The 20,941-nt window shown below is 62.2% G+C and carries 20 protein-coding genes; 4 read left to right on the top strand and 16 right to left on the bottom strand.

Annotated elements, in window-relative coordinates:
• Window positions 1-9 precede the first annotated feature (9 nt).
• The 3 genes from NKH90_RS04450 (at window position 10) to msrB (ending at window position 2,536) form a co-directional block, all read left to right on the top strand.
• Window positions 10-1,200, top strand: coding sequence for a vWA domain-containing protein (locus NKH90_RS04450; RefSeq protein ID WP_352471231.1), 1,191 nt, complete (start codon window positions 10-12; stop codon window positions 1,198-1,200).
• Window positions 1,201-2,022 (top strand): MBL fold metallo-hydrolase, encoded by an 822-nt coding sequence (locus tag NKH90_RS04445; RefSeq protein ID WP_352817602.1) that lies wholly within the window; start codon window positions 1,201-1,203, stop codon window positions 2,020-2,022.
• A 109-nt stretch (window positions 2,023-2,131) separates the two neighbouring features.
• The gene (gene msrB, locus NKH90_RS04440) at window positions 2,132-2,536 is read left to right on the top strand and encodes a peptide-methionine (R)-S-oxide reductase MsrB (protein WP_027152870.1); all 405 of its coding nucleotides are present in this window, start codon (window positions 2,132-2,134) and stop codon (window positions 2,534-2,536) included.
• 3 nt (window positions 2,537-2,539) lie between these two features.
• Here the strand turns inward: msrB and NKH90_RS04435 are convergent, their stop codons facing one another.
• The 13 genes from NKH90_RS04435 to NKH90_RS04375 form a co-directional block, all read right to left on the bottom strand.
• Window positions 2,540-2,854 (bottom strand): hypothetical protein, encoded by a 315-nt coding sequence (locus NKH90_RS04435; protein ID WP_023678043.1) that lies wholly within the window; start codon window positions 2,852-2,854, stop codon window positions 2,540-2,542.
• Between the two features lie 69 nt (window positions 2,855-2,923).
• The gene (locus tag NKH90_RS04430; RefSeq protein WP_352683328.1) at window positions 2,924-3,364 is read right to left on the bottom strand and encodes a hypothetical protein; all 441 of its coding nucleotides are present in this window, start codon (window positions 3,362-3,364) and stop codon (window positions 2,924-2,926) included.
• A 61-nt stretch (window positions 3,365-3,425) separates the two neighbouring features.
• The gene (locus NKH90_RS04425; protein WP_023719653.1) at window positions 3,426-3,686 is read right to left on the bottom strand and encodes a DUF2312 domain-containing protein; all 261 of its coding nucleotides are present in this window, start codon (window positions 3,684-3,686) and stop codon (window positions 3,426-3,428) included.
• A gap of 160 nt (window positions 3,687-3,846) precedes the next feature.
• Window positions 3,847-7,305 (bottom strand): pyruvate carboxylase, encoded by a 3,459-nt coding sequence (pyc, locus tag NKH90_RS04420; protein WP_352817600.1) that lies wholly within the window; start codon window positions 7,303-7,305, stop codon window positions 3,847-3,849.
• 190 nt (window positions 7,306-7,495) lie between these two features.
• Window positions 7,496-8,614 carry a branched-chain amino acid ABC transporter substrate-binding protein gene (locus NKH90_RS04415; RefSeq protein WP_352817598.1) on the bottom strand — a complete coding sequence of 373 codons (1,119 nt, stop codon included), beginning with the start codon at window positions 8,612-8,614 and terminating at the stop codon, window positions 7,496-7,498.
• Between the two features lie 138 nt (window positions 8,615-8,752).
• A complete protein-coding gene (locus NKH90_RS04410; RefSeq protein ID WP_352471238.1) occupies window positions 8,753-9,100 on the bottom strand; it encodes a DUF6867 family protein in 348 nt (115 codons plus the stop codon).
• Between the two features lie 19 nt (window positions 9,101-9,119).
• Window positions 9,120-9,848, bottom strand: coding sequence for an ABC transporter ATP-binding protein (locus NKH90_RS04405; protein WP_352471239.1), 729 nt, complete (start codon window positions 9,846-9,848; stop codon window positions 9,120-9,122).
• A complete protein-coding gene (locus NKH90_RS04400) occupies window positions 9,848-11,014 on the bottom strand; it encodes an ABC transporter ATP-binding protein (protein WP_352817595.1) in 1,167 nt (388 codons plus the stop codon). The genes NKH90_RS04405 and NKH90_RS04400 overlap by 1 nt, the downstream gene beginning before the upstream one ends.
• Window positions 11,014-12,642, bottom strand: a complete 1,629-nt coding sequence (livM, locus tag NKH90_RS04395) for a high-affinity branched-chain amino acid ABC transporter permease LivM (RefSeq protein ID WP_352471241.1) — start codon at window positions 12,640-12,642, stop codon at window positions 11,014-11,016. Before livM ends, NKH90_RS04400 begins: the two co-directional genes overlap by 1 nt.
• Before the next feature lie 4 nt (window positions 12,643-12,646).
• Window positions 12,647-13,549 (bottom strand): branched-chain amino acid ABC transporter permease, encoded by a 903-nt coding sequence (locus NKH90_RS04390; RefSeq protein WP_352454929.1) that lies wholly within the window; start codon window positions 13,547-13,549, stop codon window positions 12,647-12,649.
• 335 nt (window positions 13,550-13,884) lie between these two features.
• A complete protein-coding gene (locus NKH90_RS04385) occupies window positions 13,885-14,886 on the bottom strand; it encodes a 4-hydroxyproline epimerase (RefSeq protein ID WP_352683322.1) in 1,002 nt (333 codons plus the stop codon).
• Between the two features lie 28 nt (window positions 14,887-14,914).
• A complete protein-coding gene (locus NKH90_RS04380) occupies window positions 14,915-16,165 on the bottom strand; it encodes an NAD(P)/FAD-dependent oxidoreductase (RefSeq protein WP_352817592.1) in 1,251 nt (416 codons plus the stop codon).
• Window positions 16,166-16,213: 48 nt separating this feature from the next.
• Complete coding sequence (locus NKH90_RS04375) at window positions 16,214-17,107, bottom strand: dihydrodipicolinate synthase family protein (RefSeq protein ID WP_352817589.1); 894 nt, start codon at window positions 17,105-17,107, stop codon at window positions 16,214-16,216.
• Between the two features lie 166 nt (window positions 17,108-17,273).
• On the opposite strand from NKH90_RS04375, the gene NKH90_RS04370 reads away from it, so the two are divergent.
• Entirely contained in the window at window positions 17,274-17,864 is a 591-nt protein-coding gene (locus NKH90_RS04370; RefSeq protein ID WP_502893709.1) for a GntR family transcriptional regulator, read from the top strand.
• A gap of 13 nt (window positions 17,865-17,877) precedes the next feature.
• Here the strand turns inward: NKH90_RS04370 and NKH90_RS04365 are convergent, their stop codons facing one another.
• The 3 genes from NKH90_RS04365 to NKH90_RS04355 form a co-directional block, all read right to left on the bottom strand.
• Window positions 17,878-18,192, bottom strand: coding sequence for a hypothetical protein (locus NKH90_RS04365; RefSeq protein ID WP_352471246.1), 315 nt, complete (start codon window positions 18,190-18,192; stop codon window positions 17,878-17,880).
• 303 nt (window positions 18,193-18,495) lie between these two features.
• The gene (locus NKH90_RS04360; protein WP_352471247.1) at window positions 18,496-18,792 is read right to left on the bottom strand and encodes a hypothetical protein; all 297 of its coding nucleotides are present in this window, start codon (window positions 18,790-18,792) and stop codon (window positions 18,496-18,498) included.
• Window positions 18,793-19,099: 307 nt separating this feature from the next.
• On the bottom strand, window positions 19,100-20,596 hold the full coding sequence (locus tag NKH90_RS04355; protein ID WP_352613323.1) for a CoA-acylating methylmalonate-semialdehyde dehydrogenase: 1,497 nt from the start codon (window positions 20,594-20,596) through the stop codon (window positions 19,100-19,102).
• Window positions 20,597-20,941: the final 345 nt, after the last annotated feature.

The following is a 20,941-nucleotide window of genomic DNA, read 5'->3' as shown; positions in this document are numbered from 1 at the left end:
AGTCGGACCATGTTCATCCCCTTCTTCCTCGAACTGAAGGCAGCGCGGGTTCCGGTCTCGCTCCGCGAATATCTGTCGCTGCTGGAGGGGCTGGAGGCCGGGCTGGTCGACTATGATGTCGAGGGCTTTTACTATCTCGCCCGCGCCGCTCTGGTGAAGGACGAGCGCCACATCGACCGCTTCGACCAGGTCTTTTCGCACATCTTCAAAGGTGTCGAGGCGCAAGCTGGCGAAAACGCGGTCGATGTCGCAAACATCCCGGAGGAATGGCTGCGGAGGCTCGCCGAAAAGCACCTGACCGACGAGGAGAAGAAGCTGATCGAGGCGCTGGGCGGCTTCGGAAAGCTGATGGAGACGCTGAAGAAGCGGTTGGAGGAGCAAAACGGCCGGCATCAGGGCGGTTCGAAATGGATCGGCACCGGCGGCACCTCGCCCTTCGGCGCCTATGGCTACAATCCCGAAGGCGTGCGCATCGGCCAGCACGAAAGCCGCAACCGCCGCGCGGTAAAAGTCTGGGACAAACGCGAGTTCAGGAATTTCGATGACGCCGTCGAACTCGGCACCCGCAACATCAAGGTCGCGCTGAAGCGCTTGCGCCGCTGGGTGCGCGAAGGCGCCGAACAGGAATTCGACCTGCCCGGCACCATCCACGCCACCGCCGAGCACGGTTATCTTGACGTTAAGACACAACCCGAACGTCGCAATGCCGTGAAGCTGCTGATGTTCTTCGATGTCGGCGGCTCGATGGACGACCATGTCAGGAGTGTCGAGGAGCTGTTTTCGGCCGCCCGCGCCGAGTTCCGCCAGCTCGAATATTTCTATTTCCACAACTGCCTCTACGAGGGCGTGTGGAAGGACAATCGCCGCCGCCATGCCGAGGTGATTCCGACCTTCGATCTCCTCCATAAATATGGCCCCGACTACAAGGTGATCGTCGTCGGCGACGCCTCGATGAGCCCCTATGAGATCGCTCAACCCGGCGGCTCGGTCGAGCATTGGAACAAGGAGGCCGGCGCCGTCTGGCTCGGCAGGCTGCTGCAGCAATGGCCGAACGCCATTTGGCTCAATCCGGAAGACGCGAAGAACTGGGGTTTTACCCATTCGATTGCCATGATCCGCGATATTTTTGGCGGCCGCATGTTTCCGCTGACGCTCGCCGGCCTCGAAGCCGCGACGAAGCAACTTTCAAGGAAGCACTGAATGGATCCACGCAATACAGGACGGTCGACCTGTTTCCTTTGCCTGCAATGCGGTGTCCAGTTCGCGGCGACAGCGACGCCGCCGCGACATTGCCCGATCTGCGAGGACGAGCGGCAATATGTGCGCTGGGAAGGTCAGGCCTGGACCACGCCGGAAGAGCTCGCCGCCGGCCATCGGGTCGTGATCAAGGATGATGCCGGCGTGCTCGCCTTCGGCATCGAGCCACGCTTCGCTATCGGCCAGCGCGCATTGCTGGCGCAAACGCCGCACGGCAATGTGCTGTGGGACTGCATCTCGATGGTCAGCGACGAGGCGGTGGCCGAGATCCACCGCCGGGGCGGCCTGGCCGCCATCGCCATTTCGCACTGCCATTACTATTCGGTGATGGTCGAGTGGAGCGCGGCGTTTGGCGGCGTGCCGATTTATCTGCACGCCGATGATCGTCAGTGGATCATGCGGCCGCATCCGGCAATCATCAGCTGGGAAGGCGAGATGCACGCCATAAACCCGTCGCTGACGCTCATCCGCTGCGGCGGCCACTTTGCCGGTGGCCAGGTACTGCACTGGAAGCGCGACCGCGGCAATGCCATCCTGGCCGGCGACATCCTGCAGGTGACGCCGACCCGCCGTCGTGTCAGCTTTATGTACAGCTATCCGAACTATATCCCGCTCAACGCGACGAAAGTGCTCGGCATCAAGGCCGCGCTGGAGCCTTTCGCGTTCGACCATATCTACGGCGCATGGTGGAACCAGAACGTCATCGGAGATGCAAAGGCAGCATTTTCAGCATCGGTTGCGCGCTATCTCGCGGCCATCGCCTGAGGGATTCTTCGCAGCAGGACAGGAAATACGAGCAAACGCCGTAACAAATGCCTATTTCAGGCGAAGTTGCGAAGGCAACCCAAATAGCGACATAAGCTAAGAGGAAAAAATGGACAGCCACACCTACCCCGTTACCCGCACCGATGCCGAATGGCGCGCCCGGCTGACGCCTGAGCAATATGCGGTGATGCGCAACCACGGCACCGAGCGGCCGGGAAGCTGCGCCCTGCTGCACGAGAAGCGCGCCGGCACCTTCTCCTGCGTCGGCTGCGACCAGCCCTTGTTTGAATCCAAGCTGAAATTCGAGAGCGGCACCGGCTGGCCGAGCTTCAACGACCCAGTGCCGGGTTCGGTCGAGACCACCGTCGACCGCAGCTACGGCATGGTCCGCACCGAATGCCATTGCGCCCGCTGCGGCAGCCATCTCGGCCATGTCTTCGAGGACGGCCCGCCACCGACCGGTCTGCGCTATTGCATCAACGGCGTGGCGCTCAAATTCGAGCCGGCCGCCTGATCGTCAGGCCACAACCACCAGGATCAGCCACAACGTGGCGCCAAGAGTCATCAGCGAGGCCATGACGCCACTCGATTTTCCGGCAGTTCGCCAAACGGCAAAGGTCAGGAAGATATTGTAGGGAACCGGCGCGAAATGCACCGCCAGGACGAGCGCAAGCGGCAGCTTCAATCCTAGCAGAATGAGCGCCGCCACCGACGACGCGACGTTGATCGCTGTGCCGACAACGACCAGGTCGCGCCAGAACAGCCGATCGAGCGGCACGCCGCCGAACCAGCGTGAGCGGAAGAAAGCGGCAACGCGCGACATGATCGTCATCGATCGACCGGCTCCCTGGCTGCTCACCAGAGCAACCCTTCCACAAGGATTGCGTCTGGAAACCCTGCTTTATTCCTGACCCAGAACGTCGGCAATCGCGCGCTCGAAACGTGAGGCTTCCGTCACCAGCCAGTCGGTCATCGCCGGCCAATTGTCCTCGGCAAAACAATTCACCCGCCACATCGAATTGATGCCGAGGCCGTCGCAACTTTGTTCTGGCCTGAGCTTCAGCCTGTCTTCGATGGCCGGCTGGAACGGCTTCAACCGCGACCAGGCTTGCGTGGCACCGAACTTCTCGTTGCGGCCGAAGAAGACGCCGACATGATTGTGCGCAGGCGCGACATACATGGAAAGGACCAATGCGAAATCGGGCAGCCCACGCTGCCAGAACCACGGTCCGCGCCTCGCCAACAGAGCCCTTTCATCCGGATGCCGTTCCGCGAACAGCGTCCAGAAGCTGCGTTGGCGGAATTCAGAGGCGCGGCGGGCGCCGAAGTCGAATTCACTCATGGCTGGATTCCATGGTCAGAACCGCTTCTCCCGCGATCGTCTCCGGCGCCGAGGCCGGCCTTTACACCATGCCGAGCGCAGCCTTGTACAGATCGAGGATGGACTCCTCTTCCTGCCGCTCGGCCTGGTCCTTCTTGCGCAGCCGGATGATCGACCGCATCGCCTTGGTGTCGAAGCCAGTGCCCTTGGCCTCGGCGAACACTTCCTTGATGTCGTCGGCAATCGTCTTCTTCTCTTCCTCGAGCCGCTCGATTCGTTCGATGAAGGCGCGCAGCTGGCCGGCGGCAACAGTCTGGCTGGTCTCGGTGATGTCGTCGGCCATATTCTTCTCTCCGCGTCGTTTCTCGCCGCGACTCGGGGTGACCCGAGCGGCGAATTGCAGCGGTTCGATGCCCGACCGGGCGCGGCGGGTCAAGGTACTATCGATGCGGCATGAAGGGCTGCTGCCAGGCGCCGACAAGTCTCTCTGATGCCGGCCTGTTTCACCCGAACGCGATCAGCAGATCCTTGGCATCGATCTGGTCGCCGGCCTTGACCAGCACCTCGGCTATGGTGCCGTCGCGTTCGGCATGCAACGCCGTTTCCATCTTCATCGCTTCGATCGACAGCAGCACGTCGCCGGCCTTCACCGCCTGGCCGGCAGCGACCGCAAGCGCCGAGACGACGCCAGGCATCGGCGCGCCGACATGCGCCTCATTGCCCGGCTCCGCCTTGCGCCGTGCCTTGGCAGCGGACGCGCCATGCGCCCGGTCCGGCACCTTCACCCGGCGCGGCTGCCCGTTGAGCTCGAAGAACACGGTGACCATGCCCTTTTCGTCGACATCGCCGATGGCAAGGCAGCGCACCACCAGCGTCTTGCCTTTTTCGATGTCGACGAAAATCTCGTCTTCCGGCTTCATGCCGTAGAAATAGGTCGGCGTCGGCAGCACGCTGACCGGCCCGTAGGTCTCCTGCGCGGCGGCAAAATCGGAAAACACCTTCGGATACATCAGCCACGACGCGAACTCGAACTCGCTGAGCTTGCGCTCGAGCTTTTCCTCGACCTCCGCGCGACTGGCCTTGAGGTCCGCCGGTTTGAGCAGCGAACCCGGCCGCACCGTGATCGGCTTTTCGCCCTTCAGCACCTTCTTCTGCAATGGCTTTGGCCAGCCGCCCGGCGACTGGCCGAGATCGCCGCGCAACATCGACACCACCGAATCCGGGAAGGCGATGTCCCTCGCCGGATTCTCGACGTCGGCGACGGTCAGGTCCTGGCTCACCATCATCAGCGCCATGTCGCCGACGACCTTGGACGACGGCGTCACCTTGACGATGTCGCCGAACATCAGATTGACGTCGTGATAGGTCTGCGCCACTTCGTGCCAGCGTGTCTCCAGCCCGAGCGAGCGCGCCTGTTCCTTGAGGTTGGTGAACTGACCGCCCGGCATTTCGTGCAGATAGACCTCCGATGCCGGCCCCTTCAGGTCGCTTTCGAAGGCTGAATACTGGTTGCGCACCGCCTCCCAGTAGAACGAGATGTTCCTGATCCACTGCGGGTCGAGGCCCGGATCGCGCTCGGTGCCCTTCAGCGCCTCCACGATCGAACCCAGGCACGGCTGCGAGGTGTTGCCCGATAGCGAATCCATCGCCGCGTCGATGGCGTCGACGCCGCTCTCCACCGCCGCCAGCACGGTTGCCGCCGACAGGCCGGATGTGTCGTGGGTGTGGAAGTGGATCGGCAGGTCCGTCGCCTCGCGCAGTGCCTTGAACAGCGCGCGGGCAGCGCTCGGCTTTAGAAGCCCAGCCATGTCCTTGACGGCGATGATGTGGGCGCCTGCCGCCTGCAATTCCCTGGCCAGGCCGACATAGTATTTCAGATCGTATTTCGCCCGCGCCGGATCGAGTATGTCGCCGGTATAACAGATCGCCGCTTCGATCAGTCTGCCCTCGGCGCCGACCGCATCCATGGCCACGCGCATGTTCTCGACCCAGTTCAGGCAGTCGAAGACCCGGAACAGGTCGATGCCGCCGGCAGCGGCCTGGCGGACGAAATGCTGGACGACATTGTCGGGATAGTTGGTATAGCCGACGCCGTTGGCACCGCGCAGGAGCATCTGCAGCAGAAGGTTGGGTGCTGCCTCGCGCACCAGCGACAGCCGCTCCCATGGGTCTTCGGTGAGAAAGCGCATGGCGACGTCGAATGTGGCGCCGCCCCAGCATTCGAGCGACAAAAGCTGCGGCAGAGCACGCGCATAGGTGCCGGCAATTCCGGCAATGTCATAGGTGCGCACACGCGTCGCGAGCAAGGATTGATGCCCGTCGCGCATTGTCGTGTCGGTGACCAGCACCTCTTTTTGCTCGCGCATCCACGCGGCGAATTTCTCCGGCCCGAGCACGTCGAGCTTCTGCTTGCTGCCTTGAGGCACATTGCCGTTGAGATATGGCACTACCGGTGGCGCCGCATCGGCCTTTGGCTGCGGCCGGCCGCGCGTCTCGGGATGACCATTGACCGAAACGTCGGCAAGGTAGTTGAGCAGCTTGGTCGCGCGGTCCTGCCGCTTCACACTGGCGAACAGTTCCGGCGTCGTGTCGATGAACTTGGTGGTGTAGGAATTGTCGGCGAAGCTCGGGTGATTGATGATCGCCTCGAGGAACGTGAGGTTGGTCGCCACGCCGCGGATGCGGAATTCGCGCAGCGCCCGGTTCATGCGGGCGATGGTCTCGGCCGGCGTCGGCGCCCACGCCGTTACCTTTTCCAGCAGCGGATCGTAGAAGCGGGTGATGACCGCGCCCGAATAGGCGGTGCCGCCATCAAGGCGGATACCGAAGCCGGTGGCACCGCGATAGGCGGTGATGCGGCCATAGTCGGGGATGAAATTATGCTCGGGATCTTCCGTGGTGATGCGGCACTGCAGCGCGTGGCCGTTGAGCCTGATGTCCTTCTGCGCCGGAACGCCCGATTCCGCCGTGCCGATGGCAAAGCCGTCGAGGATATGGATCTGCGCCTTGACGATGTCGATGCCGGTCACCTGTTCGGTGACCGTGTGCTCGACCTGGATACGCGGATTGACCTCGATGAAGTAGAATTTTCCGGTATCGGCATCCTGCAGGAACTCGACCGTGCCGGCGCCGATATAGCTGGTTTCGCGCGCGATCCTCAGCGCGTAGCCGCAAAGCTCCTCGCGCTGTGACATTTCGAGGTAGGGCGCCGGCGCCCGCTCGACCACTTTCTGGTTGCGGCGCTGGATCGAACAATCGCGCTCGAACAGGTGCACGGCGTTGCCATGAGTGTCGCCCAGCACCTGCACCTCGACATGGCGTGCGCGCTCGATCAGCTTTTCGAGATAGACCTCGTCCTTGCCGAAAGCCGCCTTCGCCTCACGCTTGCCTTCCATGACCTCGCGCGCGAGATCGGCCTCGGAGCGGATGGCGCGCATGCCGCGGCCGCCGCCGCCCCAGGATGCCTTGAGCATCACCGGGTAGCCGATCGTCTTGGCGAGTTCCTTTACCGCCGCCATGTCGTCCGGCAAGGGATCGGTGGCGGGAATTACCGGCACGCCGACTTCGATCGCGAGGTTGCGAGCGGCGACCTTGTTGCCTAGCCTGCGCATCGTATCCGGCTTTGGCCCGATGAAGATGATGCCGGCCGCGGCGCAGGCCTCGGCGAATTCCGGGCTTTCCGACAGCAGGCCGTAGCCTGGATGGATGGCGTCGGCGCCCGAAAGCCTGGCGACACGGATAACCTCCTCGATCGACAGATAGCTTTCGATCGGCCCCATGTCCCTGGCCAAATGCGGCCCGCGCCCGACCTGGTAGCTTTCGTCGGCCTTGAAGCGATGCAGGGAGTATTTGTCCTCCTCTGCCCAGATCGCCACGGTTTTGAGGCCGAGCTCATTGGCCGCGCGGAAGACGCGGATGGCTATTTCGGAGCGGTTGGCGACAAGGATCTTCGAGATTGCCAAGGACAGGGCTCCGGACGCGGGAAAGGGAACTGCCGGACATGATTAGCGCGAAAATGCTGCAGTGCAAACAAAAATGGAGAGGTCGGCTAAACCGATTTAAATCCTTGCGCCTATGCGATGAAGCAAAAGACAAATGAAAAATGCCCGGCGCGAGGCGCCGGGCATTTTTTGGGCTGCAGGCGTTGCCGGCTTATTGTTCGAAGTAGGTGTACTTGCCGTCGTCACCCTTCTTCCAAGTGTAGATGACGTAGTCGGGACGGGTGATGTCGCCCTTTGCGTCATAGCCGATGTCGCCGATGGCGGTCTTCCACGGGCCACTCTTCTTGATCTCTTCCGCAACCTTCTGCGCGTCGTCGGAAGAGCCGACCTTGTTGGCGGCGGCGGCGACGATCTGCAGCGCGGCGTAGGAGTAGAGCGTATAGGCTTCAGGCTCGAAACCGGCGGCGCGGAACTTCTCCACGAGTTCCTTGGCGTTCGGGTTCTTGCGCGGATCGGGAGCGAACGTCATCAGCGTGCCGTCGACGGCATCGCCGGCGATGGAGGCCAATTCGTTCGACACGATGCCGTCGCCGGACATGAACTGGGCCTTGAGACCCTGATCGGCGAGCTGGCGCATAATCAGGCCGGCCTCGGTGTGCAGGCCGCCATAGTAGACGACGTTGACGCCGGCATCCTTCATCTTGGCGATCAACGCCGAGAAGTCCTTGTCGCCGACATTGATGCCCTCATACATGGCTTCGGTCACGCCATCAGCATTGAGTGCCTTCTTGGTTTCGTCGGCGAGACCCTGGCCGTAAGGCGTCTTGTCGTGGACGACGGCGATCTTGCCGTCCTTAAAGTGCGCGGCGAGGTAGTCGCCGGCAACCTTGCCCTGCTGATCGTCGCGTCCGCAGGTACGGAACGTGTTCCACAGGCCCCGCTCGGTCAGCTTCGGGTTGGTCGCGGAAGGCGTGATGACGAGAATGCCGTTCTCGGCATAGACCTCTGACGCCGGAATGGTGACGCCCGAATTGAAGTGGCCGACGACATATTTGACGCCATCGGCGACAAACTTGTTGGCGACCGAGATGCCCTGCTTCGGATCCGACACGTCGTCGCCGACCTTGATCTTGATCTGCTCGCCGTTAATGCCGCCAGCCGCGTTGATATCGGCGGCAGCCTGTTCGGCGCCCTTCTGCAACTGCGCGCCGAATGCTGCGTTCGGGCCAGTGATCGGACCGGCAACGCCGATCAGGATGTCAGCCCACGCGCTGCCGCTGAACGCGACAAGCGCGGTCAGGGCGACGGCGGACAAAAGTGACTTTTTCATTGAAACGCTCCCATTTACCGAGTGGGCGTGGATGTTGCTTTCATGCGATGCCCACTCTTGCTCGCAGAAAGAGTACTTTGCCGATTTTCAGGCACTTGTCACGCCGATTCATCCCTGAAGCGCCGTTAATGATAAATGTCAACCTTTTGGTTTCCAGCTCAAAAGAGAGGCTCTTTCGTAAAGCCAATTATACTGCGTTACCATCTGGTTGGTGCGCGTGTATTGGTAGCCAATGAAGCCCAATATCATCAGCACGATGGTGTCGACCACGTAGTAATGCAGCGAAAACATCGTTCCGCCGAACAGCGCATGATGGATGAATCTTACGCCGATGCCGAGCCCCAGCATGTAGGCGAACAACTGGGCGAAGCTGCGCCACGTCTGCGCACATGCCTTGCCCGTCATCCACGCCGCCCAGCCGCCGAGCAGGCAGGTGACGAAGAAGAACTGCCAGATCGAGGGTTCCTCATAGACAATGCCCTGCATGATTGATGTCTCCTGAAACTCAGTGATGGCCGCCTTCGAGATAGGCGGCGCGCACCTCCGGATTGGCGAGCAACTCCTTGCCGGTGCCGCTCATCGTCACATTGCCGTTGACCATGACATAGCCGCGCGTGGCGAGCTTCAGAGCGCCGAAGGCGTTTTGCTCGACCAGGAACACGGTCAGTCCCTGCGTGCGGTTCAGCTCGCGGATAGCGTCGAATATCTGCTTGACGATCAGCGGCGCCAGGCCAAGCGACGGCTCGTCGAGCAAAAGCAGCTTCGGCCGCGCCATCAGCGCGCGCCCGATCGACAGCATCTGCTGCTCGCCGCCGGACAGCGTGCCACCACGCTGGGCAATGCGTTCCTTCAGGCGTGGAAACAGCGTGAACACCTTCTCGACGTCCTCGTCATAATGCTCGAGGTTGTCGAGGCTGGCGCCCATTTGCAGGTTTTCCATCACCGTCATGCGCGGGAAAATGCGGCGCCCTTCCGGCGACTGGGCGATGCGCATGCGCGCGATCTCGTGGGTCGGCATCTGGGTGATGTCGGTACCGGCGAATGTGATGGTACCCGCGCGGGCGCGGGGAGCACCGAAGATGGTCATCATCAGCGTCGACTTGCCGGCGCCGTTGGCACCGATCAGCGCTACGATCTCACCTTGCTTGACCGTGACATCGACGCCGTTCAGCGCCCTGATGTTGCCGTAGTAGGTCTGGACGCCCTTGATATCGAGCAGCGTTGTGCCGGCCATTATTTCCGCCCTCCACGCCGATTAGAGGTGCCGGGAGTTTTTGACTTCACCGGAGCCTTGGAGGCCGGCTTTGCAGTGGAAGATTTTGCGGCAGAAGATTTCGCGGCCGATTTGGCTTTGGCCGGCGATCCGGACTTTGCCGCGGCACTCGACCTTGCATCGATCTGCCCGGCTTTCGAAGCGCCCTTTGACACGGTGACGCGTTCGCCCTCGCTGTGGCCAACCGTGTCGACAACCGGTCCGGCGAGATACGAAGACGATGTGCCTGGGCCATGGGCCGCATCCGGACCCGTATCCAATTGCTCGATGACGTCTTCGTCGCCGACTTCGGTCAGCACCGTCTCGACGTCCTCGTCTTCGACGCCGAGGTAGGCAGCGATGACGCGCGGGTCGGTCCGCACCGATTGCGGGTTGCCGTCGGAGATCTTGCGCCCGTATTCGAGCACGACGACATGGTCCGAAATCTGCATAACCACCGCCATATCATGCTCGATCAAAAGGATCGACGTGCCGGTGTTGTCCTTGATGTCCATCAGCAGTGCATTGAGCGCCGCCGATTCCTTCGGATTAAGGCCGGCGGCCGGCTCGTCGAGGCACAGAAGCTCAGGGCCGGTGCACATGGCGCGAGCAATTTCGAGCCGTCGCTGCGCGCCATATGGCAGATCGCCGGCAGGATCGTCGGCGCGGTCGACGAGATCGGCCTTTTCCAGCCAGTGCTCGGCCAGTTCAACCGATTCCGCCGAAGCCTGTCTGTATCCGCTATAACCGAACAGGCCGAGAATGGTATAGCCGGACGCCTTCATCAGCTTGTTGTGCTGGGCCACCAGCAGGTTCTCCAGCAGCGTCATGCCCGAGAACAGGCGGATGTTCTGGAAGGTGCGCGCCACCTTGGCCCGCGCCGGGATTTCATGGTTCGGCAAACGTTCGAGCAGGAAGGTCGAGCCGTCGCGCCGATTGAGCGTGATCATGCCTTCCGACGGTTTGTAGAAACCGGTGATGCAATTGAACACGGTGGTCTTGCCGGCGCCGTTGGGACCGATCAGCGCGGTGATCTCGCCGCGTTTGGCCCGGAACGACAGGTCGCCGATGGCGACGAGACCGCCGAACTTCATCGACAAATGATCGACCTGCAGGATGGCATCGTTCACGGAGGGGCTCGCGTTCATCAGCCGTGTCCCTCCTTGGTGAAGGACCCCGACACCGCCCTGCGCACCTTGAGGAAGGCTGTCGGCTCGCGGCTGCCGACGAAGCCGCGCGGCTTCCACAGCATGACGATGACCATGGCCATGCCGAACAACAGCATGCGATAAAGCTCCGGCGTGAAGTCGGGGCCGAACCCGGGTATAACCTTGATGTTGCCCCAACTCAGGCCGGTCTTGAGGAAATCCAGTTCGCGCAGGATTTCGGTGCCGCCGATCATCACCATCGCGGCGACGGCAATGCCGACCAGCGAGCCCATGCCGCCAAGCACGACGATGGCAAGGATGATCGCGGATTCCAGGAAGACGAAGGATTCCGGGCTGACGAAGCCTTGCCGCGCGGCAAAGAACGAGCCGGCGAAGCCGCCAAACATCGCGCCCGTGGCAAAGGCCGTGAGCTTGGTGGTGGTGGTGTTGATACCGAGCGAGCGGCAGGCGATCTCGTCCTCGCGCAGCGCTTCCCAGGCGCGGCCGACCGGCAGACGCCTGAGCCTCACGGTGACGAAGGCCGTCAGCAGACAGAGCCCAAGGATCAAATAGTAGAGGAATATCTTGTAGTAGGCACCCGATTGGGCGATGCCGAGCACCTTCGAGATGTAGTTCGGATCGGAGACGTTGAACGACATCAGGCCGAAGAAAGACACCTTCGGGATGCCGGAAATGCCGGCCGAGCCGTTGGTCACCTCGCGCCAGTTGATGATCACCAGCCTTATGATTTCGCCGAAGGCGAGCGTCACGATCGCCAGATAGTCACCGCGCAGGCGCAGCACCGGGAAGCCGAGCATCACGCCCCAGAACGCAGCCATCAGGCCAGCGGCGGGCAGCAGGATCCAGAAGGAGAGGCCGAAATGCGTGCCGAGCAGCGCATAGGCGTAGGCACCGACGGCGTAGAAGGCGACATAGCCGAGATCGAGCAAGCCGGCCAAGCCGATAACGATATTCAGCCCCCAAGCCAGCATCACGTAGATCAGGATCTGGATGCCGTAATTGTCGACATATTTCAGCGAGCCCTGGAAACCGGCGGCCATCGACCCGGCATATAGAGCCAGCACCAACACCACGATAATCGGGTAGAGCGCCAGTGCGGTTATGCCCAATGCCGAGAAATGAGCGTGAATGAAGGCCCGGAACCGATATATCAGCCAAGCCAGCGCATAGATGATTGCGAGCGCCCGCAGGAACCGCACAAAATCGGAAAGTTCCGGCCCTAAGGCCTCGGTCAGAAAGCCGCTGAGCGCGAGCAGAATAACGGCGACGGCGAGCGCCACGATGAACGCGGGAAGGCGGAAGAATCGCGAAGCCAGGCTGACCGGCAGCAGGCCGGTGGCGACGTCGACGATCTTCTGGTTCGCCAGGAAGGGCTGGCCATAGGCGACATAGAGGAAGCGTCCTGCCATGGTGGCGATCACGACGCCGGCGAGCAAGCCCCAGCGTTGCACCAGGATCAGTTCGTTGGAGATATTCTGGTCGGTTTTCAGGCCGATGAACAGCACGAACAGGCCAAGCGAGATGGCGCCGGCATAGAGCGCTTCGCGAAAAGCGCGCTGGACCGGGGTGGCGACGACGGTGCTTTCCGGAGACACGGTAACCGCCATGATCTCAGACCTTTTCGACTTCTGGCCGGCCGAGAATGCCGGAAGGCAGGAAGATCAGCACGATCGCCAGGATGGAGAAGGCGGCGACGTCCTTGTAGTCGATCGAGAAATAAGCCGACCACATGCTTTCGATGAAGCCAATCATCAGCCCGCCGAGCACGGCGCCGGGCAGTGAGCCGATGCCGCCGAGCACCGCGGCAGTAAACGCCTTCACACCGGGCGTAAAGCCGTCGGAAAACACCACAACGCCGTAATACATCAGGAACAACGTGCCGGCGACGGCGGCAAGGGCGGCGCCCATGATGAAGGTGATCGAGATGGTGCGATCGACGTCGACGCCGAGCAGTGCGGCCATCTTGCGATCCTGCTCGCAGGCGCGCTGTGCCCGGCCGAGCGAGGTCTTGTTGACCAGGTACCAGAACAGCGCCAGCAGGACTATGGTGACCAGGACGATGATGATCTGCTTCAGCGAGACGCTGATGCCTTCGATGTTGTAGACCTTGGACACCATTGGCGGGACCGGCTTGTTGCGCGGCCCTTGCGTCACCTGGACGAAATTGGACAGCGCAATCGACATGCCAATCGCGGTGATCAGCGGCGCCAGCCGGAATGAACCGCGCAAAGGCCGGTAGGCCACCTTCTCGATTGTCCAGTTATACAGGCTGGTCAGCAGCATCGCGACGATCATCATGATCAGCAGCGCAACGACGATCGGCAGCGAATAGAACAATGCACCGAGGATAAGGAAAACGATGAGCGCGGTGAAAGCGCCGATCATGAAAATGTCGCCATGGGCGAAATTTATCATGCCGATGATGCCGTAGACCATCGTATAGCCGATCGCTATCAGCCCATAGATCGATCCCAGCGTCAGCCCGTTGATAAGCTGCTGGACAAAATACTGCATGCTGTCGTGGCTCCCCTGGAATGTCGCCCATGCAGACGCATTCCTTTTCGTATTTTCCCTAGTCGTAAAGTTTCGAGCCCGGATTGCAACGTGATTTTTCGATCATTACGCGTGTTTTCGCCGCACGTCGTCCGATTGCCCGTTTTGTTCCCGTCCGCCCCCTGGACCATCGCGGACCCTACCATTGGCCTAACGCAATGTCTTTGACGATTCAATCGCAGCATGCGACCCATTTCGAAGAAATCGCCGTCAAAATAAGTTGATGAGCGGGATCGTTGCGCCGTCGAAGGCAATCCGTTTGCGCTCTCTTTCTTTCGCTTGCGTCAGCGTTTTCTCTATTTGACGACGAAGCCGTGCGCGAACGGGTCGCGGTCGTCGATGAAGATCGTGTTCAATCCGGTCATCCGCGCCCACCCGCCGATCGACGGAATGATTGCCGGCTTGCCGGCGACGGTGACCTCTTTCTCCACCCTGCCCTTGAACAGCGACCCGATGATCGATTCGTGGACGAAGTCGTTGCCGACCCCAAGCTTGCCCTTGGCGTGAAGCTGCGCCATCCGCGCCGAGGTGCCGGTGCCGCAGGGCGAGCGGTCGATTGCCTTGTCGCCGTAGAAGACGGCGTTGCGGGCATCGGCTTGCGGGTTGGTCGGCGCCCCGGTCCACAATATGTGCGACAGCTTATCGATGCCGGGATTCTCCGGGTGGACGAAGGAATATTTCTCGTTGAGCCGCTGCCGCATCACCGGGCTCCAGGCGATCAGTTCGCCGGCCGAATGGTCGGCCATGTCGCGATAGGTTTTTTGCGGTTCGACGATGGCGTAGAAATTGCCGCCATAGGCGACATCGACGCTGATCTCGCCGAGCCCGGGGCATTCGACCGTCAGAGCCTCGGCATAGAGGAAGGAAGGCACATTGGTGATGCGCACCTCCTCGACATAGTCGCCGACTTGGCTGTACTCCGCTACGACCAAGCCCGCCGGCGTATCCAGCCTGAGCACGCCCGGTGTCTTCGGCTTGATCAGCCCATGCTCGACGGCAAAAGTTACCGTGCCGATGGTGCCGTGGCCGCACATCGGCAAGCAGCCCGAGGTTTCGATGAACAGGATGGCGATGTCGCAATCTTCACGCGTCGGCGGATAGAGGATCGAGCCGGACATCACGTCATGGCCGCGCGGCTCGAACATCAGCCCGGTGCGGATCCAGTCATATTCGGCCAGGAAATGCGCTCGCCGCTCCATCATCGTCGAGCCCTTGAGCAAAGGCCCGCCGCCGGCGACCAGCCGCACCGGATTGCCGCAGGTGTGGCCGTCTATGCAGAAGAAGGAATTCTTGGCCATGCCGGCTCCCAACTGACTGTCTTCGAACTCAAAACCGTTGCGGGCTGAACGGGCCGAGATCGAGCGATGGATTCTGCCCGAGAACGAGCTCGCGGATCAAGCGCCCGGTCACCGCGGCCTGGGTCAGGCCGAGGTGACCGTGGCCGAAACCATACACCACCGACGGCGTTTGTTGCGACCGCCCGATCACCGGCAGCGAATCCGGCAGCGACGGCCGGAACCCCATCCATTCGCGTCCATTGGCCGGATCCAGTCCCGGCAGGAATTTCTGCGCCTTTTCGAGCAGCGCTTTCGAGCGCGCATAATTGGGCAGCCTCTCAAGGCCGCCGAGTTCGACCGCGCCGCCGACGCGCAGGCCCGTCTCGAGCGGCGTGATGACGAAGCCATGTCCGGAGAAGATCAATTGCCGCTTTACGTCGAAGGCAGTCTTCGGCAACGTCGTGTTGTAGCCACGCTCGGTCTCCAGCGGGATTCCGTCGCCGAGATGTCTCGCCAGCAGATGCGACCAGGCCCCGGCAGCGATGACGACGTGCTTCGCCCGTCGCCGCGTGCCGTCGGCCGTGGTCAGGATCGCGCCGTCCTGTCCCGCCTCGACACGCTCGATCCGGGCCCTTTCGAACCCGGCGCCCAACCTCTCGGCATAGGCCCACAAGGCCTTTCCAAGCAGCTTGGGATCGGCAACGGTTTTCCACCCCGGCACGAACGTTCCCTTGACGAAGCGCGGCGACAGACCGGGCTGCAGGGCTGTGAGAGCGCTCCCCTCGACATGGCTGAAGCCGATGCCGAAGCGCTGCCTTGCCGCCCAGCCGGGCAGTGAAGCCTTGAACTCGGTCCCGCTGTCGTAGAGTTCGAGCGAGCCGTCCTCACGCAGCATCGGCCGTGTGCCGGAACGGTCGAGCAAGCCCATCCATTCCGCCTCGGCGAGCTTCATCATCCCGGCCTGCGCGGCAAGGCCGCCTTCATAGCGGTCGCTTCTGCCGGCGCGCCAGAAGCGGACCAGCCAGGGCAGCAGCTTCGGCAGATACGCGGGTGGGATGCTGAGCGGGCCGAGCGGGTCGGCGAGCCATTTCGGCAACTGCTTGATCATGCCCTTGTGGGCGAGCGGCAGCACATCGGAGAAGGCAAAGGCAGCGGCATTGCCGGAACTGGTTTCCTCACAGATCCCCGTCCGATCGAAGATCGTCACGTTTCGCCCCGCCTCTGCCAGAAAGGCGGCGGCGCAGATGCCGATGATGCCGCCACCAATGATGGCGACATCGAGCGTAGCATTATCATTCATTGCCGTGCGCCGCGCTGCACATCTGCAAATGCCTTCAAAGCGACTGGATCAGAATGTCGGCAGCTCTGGCCGCACCGCCAGCGCATCCCTGACGATCTTTTCGACTGCCTTGCGCCGCTCGCCCGACAATGGCTGGCGCGGCATGCGCACGCGGTCGTTGGTGTTGATCGCCAGCACTTCGGCAAGCTTGATGTTCTGCACCAGATAGGTCGAAACGTCGAGGTCGAGCAGCGGCCGGAACCAGCGGTAGATCTTCAACGCCTCCTCGCGGCGGCCCTGTCGCATCAGCTGGTAGATGGCGACGGTCTCGCGCGGGAACGCGGTGACCAGGCCCGCCACCCAGCCGATGGCGCCGACCGACAGCGCCTCGAAGGCGAGATTGTCTACGCCGGTGAACAGGTCGTAGCGGTCGCCGAGGCGGTTGATGATCTCGGTCGAGCGGCGGATGTCGTCGGAGGACTCTTTTATGGCGACGAAGCGTTGGTCCTTCGCCAACTCCTCCATCTGGTCGACGGTGACGTCGACGCGGTAGGCAAGCCGGTTGGAGTAGATCATCACCGGCAGGTCGCCGGCCGCGGCGACGGCGCTGAGTGCCGCGACCGTCTCCTCGGCATTGGTATGGTAGATCGGGCTCGGCACCACCATCAAACCGTCGGCGCCTTCCTTGGCGGCGCGGCGCGCGATCGCCGCCGCCTCGCGTGTACCGGCCTCGTTGACCGTCAACAGCACCGGTTTCTTGCCGGCGATCTTCTGCGCGGTCTTCAGCACCGCGATCTTCTCGTCGTGCGACAGCATCGGGCCTTCGCCGAGCGACCCGCAGACGATGATGCCGTCACAGCCGGCCTCCATCTGCAGCGCAAAGCAGCGCTCCATCTCGGCATGGTCGAGGCCGTCGTCCTCGGTGAATTTGGTCGTAACGGCGGGGAAGACTCCGGCCCACATGTCGATCGCTCCATCTGATATATCAGTCGTATATTTCTTAAGAAGCCGGCTGTCAACGTTGAATCTGATATGATATATCAACAATATATCAGGAGATGCCGCATTGGTATATGACAGCCGGGGCTCCGAGCCGGCAACTGCGAAGGCCTACCGCAGGCTCGAGCACATGATCGTAACTCTCGAACTGGCGCCGGCGAGCTTCATCACCGAGGGGGCGCTGATTGACAGGCTCGGCCTCGGCCGCACCCCGGTTCGCGAAGCAATCCAGCGGCTGGCCTGGGAGGGCCTGCTCGAGGTCCGGCCGCGCGCCGGCATCGCCATCGCGCCGCTTCACCCCGGCGACTGGCTGCGTGTCCTCGACGCCCGCCGTGGCGTCGAGGTGGTGCTTGCCCGCTCGGCCGCCCGCTTCGTCACCCGCGAGGCCGCCGACCTGTTCCATGACGCTGCCCTTGCCATGCAAAAGGCGGTGATTTCGGAAAATGTGTTCTACTTTATCCAGGCCGACAAGGCGCTCGACGAGGCGCTGGCGCTGGCTGCCGACAACCCGTTCGCCGCGCGCCTGGCGGCACCCTTGCAAACCCATAGCCGTCGCTTCTGGTTCCGCTACAAGGCCGATACCGGCTTGGCCGAATCCGCCGAGCATCATGTCGCACTGATCCGTTCGATCCTCGCCGGCGACGAAGATGCCGCGGCCAAGGACGCCAAGCGCCTGATGGCGCTTTTGCGCGGCCATGCCGAGGCAGCTGCCACACGCTGAGCCTGCCATTTCGTCATGCCCCCTGGCCGGGCAGGGCCATCACGTTTTCCCAATTGTCGCCGGCCGCGACGATGCAGCTTCTGCCGGCGATATCGGTGACGACGATGGTCCAGGTTCCGGTCTCGGCGACAAAGACTTCCATGACCGCCTCATGACCGATCAGCCCCAAAGCAAACTGCCTTTCCTGGAACTTCTCGCTCAAATGGGCGACGAGCTCGCCATGTTCAACGCAGTGTTGATATTGCGCGCCTGCGGTGTTCGTACCCACCGCCAATGCGCCAGCAAGAACCAGGGTTTTCACCCATCTCAACAGCGATTTGCGTGCCATAGGGCACCTCCTTTGCCATCACGTTCCGGCAAAGGAGGGGTTTGACGGCCTCATTTTGTCGGAGCGATCCAGGCCGGTTCCGACGTCATCATCATCGCGTCGTTCCTTTCTGTGTTCCGGTCTGCCATTGGTGGGAACGATTTCAGATGTTCCCATTATGTTCTCGATATATGGTATCGATAATGGAAAAGCGCAAGCAGGCGCCCAAGCGGGCGCCTGCAGATCCGTTTTACGGCTGTCGCCGAAAGAATGAGCCACAGGCCGCGCGGCCATGCCGAGGCGCGCAGACCCGTGATAAATCGTTCAGGTGCCTGGCAGCGCCGCTTTCGTCATCGCGCTCTCCCAGCCTTCGCCGACTGAAATCACGCAGCTTTGACCTTTTGTGTCGCTGGCGAGGATGGTCCATGTGCCCTTGTCGGAAACGAAGACTTCAAGCACCACATTCGGATTGACGACGCCGACCGCGCTCGGGTTTTCATGAAACTTCTCGCCGAGCGCCTTGACCATATCGGCGCGTGCCGCACATTGCTCGGCAGCCATTGCCGGGACGGCGGAAAGGGCCATCGCAGCGCAAGCTATAGTCGCCATGAGACGTGCCATCTGACACCTCCTTTGCGCCGGACGATATCCCCCGGAGCCGTCACCAGCGCCGTTGGTTGATCTGCCAGCATCTCCTTCGCGGCAGGACTGCAACCTAAGAAGATTGCTGCCTTCTTGGTTCCATCACATTAGTGTTCATGCCGATGAAGACCGCGGCAAAAAGGCCCGAGCTTGGTGCCCGGGCCTTTTCTTGCTTTCTGCGATTTGGATCAGTTCATCGTCGGGGTGACGAATTCGGCGCCATCCTTCACGCCGGCCCGCGCGCCCCAAGCCGAAGGCGAGGACGCGCTGACAGGAAACCGTTCGGTCAGTTCATCGTCGGGATGACGAACTCGGCACCGTCCTTCACGCCGGACGGCCAGCGCGACGTTACCGTCTTGGTCTTGGTGTAGAAGCGGAACGCGTCCGGCCCGTGCTGGTTGAGGTCGCCGAAGGAGGACGCCTTCCAGCCGCCAAAGGTGTAGTAGGCGATCGGCACCGGGATCGGCACGTTGATCCCGACCATGCCGACCTGAACCCGCGAGGCGAAGTCGCGCGCCGCGTCGCCGTCGCGGGTGAAGATGGCGACGCCATTGCCCATCTCGTGCTCGTTGGCGAGCTTGATGGCGTTCTCGTAGGTCGGTGCGCGCACCACCGACAGCACCGGCCCGAAGATCTCTTCCTTGTAGATACGCATGTCGGCGGTCACGTTGTCGAACAGGCAGCCACCCATATAGTAGCCGTTCTCGTAGCCCTGCATGGAGAAGCCGCGGCCGTCGACGACCAGCTTGGCGCCTTCCTTGACGCCGGTGTCGACATAGGACTTGACCCGTTCCAACGCCTGCGCCGTGACCAGCGGGCCAAAATCGGCGGAAGAATCCGTCGACGGACCGACCTTCAGGCTCTCGACGCGCGGCACCAGTCTTTCCATCAGCCGGTTGGCGGTGTCGTTGCCGACCGGGACGGCCACCGAGATCGCCATGCAGCGCTCGCCGGCCGAGCCGTAGCCGGCGCCGATCAGCGCGTCGACGGTCTGGTCCATGTCGGCATCCGGCATGATGATCATGTGATTCTTGGCACCGCCGAAGCACTGCACGCGCTTGCCGGCCGCGCAGCCGCGCGAATAGATGTACTGGGCGATCGGTGTCGAGCCGACGAAACCGATGGCCTTGATGTCAGCATCGTCGAGGATGGCGTCGACCACTTCCTTGTCGCCATTGACGACATTGAGGATGCCCGCCGGCAGACCGGCCTCGATAAACAGTTCGGCAATGCGCATCGGCACGCCCGGGTCGCGTTCGGACGGCTTGAGAATGAAGGCATTGCCGCAGGCGATGGCCGGCGCGATCTTCCACAGCGGGATCATCGCCGGAAAATTGAACGGCGTGATGCCGGCGACGACGCCGAGCGGCTGGCGCATCGAATAGACGTCGATGCCGGGGCCGGCGCCATCGGTGAACTCGCCCTTCATCATATGCGGCGCACCGATGCAGACCTCGACCACTTCGAGGCCGCGCTGGATGTCACCCTTGGCGTCGGCGATGGTCTTGCCGTGTTCGCGCGCCAATATCTCGGCCAGCGCGTCATACTCCTTGGCGACCAGCTCGAGGAACCGCATCAGGACGCGTACGCGCCGCTGCGGATTGGTCGCCGCCCAGCCGGGCTGTGCGGCCTTGGCGTTTTCGACCGCCGCACGCAATTCCGCCTGCGAAGCCAGCGCCACCGTGCCGCGCACCGTGCCGTCCATCGGCTGCATGACGTCCTGCTTGCGGCCGCTGGTTCCGGCGACGCGCTTGCCGCCGATGAAATGACCGTATTCGATCATGGTCTCTCTCCCTGGTTCGTGATGAGGCATTGTCCGCCTTTGCGGGAGCGATGGCAACGCGAGCGAAAACGCAACCGTTGTGCAGAAAATAGATAGCGGTTGACGGCAGAGCATCAATTCTCGCAAATAGGAAGAATGCAGGTCCCCAGCAGCAAGGATTGAGATTGAGTTCCTTCACCGCCCCCCTCTGTCCTGCCGGACATCTCCCCCTCAAGGGGGGAGATTGGCTGTCACGCCCGCCTTCGGAAATCTTCACCGCGGCAAGAAAGACGCCTGCGGCGAAACTGCCAATCTCCCCCCTTGAGGGGGAGATGTCCGGCAGGACAGAGGGGGGCGCGAAGGAAC

Origin of the sequence: Mesorhizobium sp. M0898 (genome assembly GCF_040319695.1) — a bacterium.
Classification (GTDB): Bacteria; Pseudomonadota; Alphaproteobacteria; order Rhizobiales; family Rhizobiaceae; genus Mesorhizobium.
The sequence above is the reverse complement of the archived record's forward strand: the minus strand, read 5'-3'. Positions and strand labels throughout refer to the sequence as shown.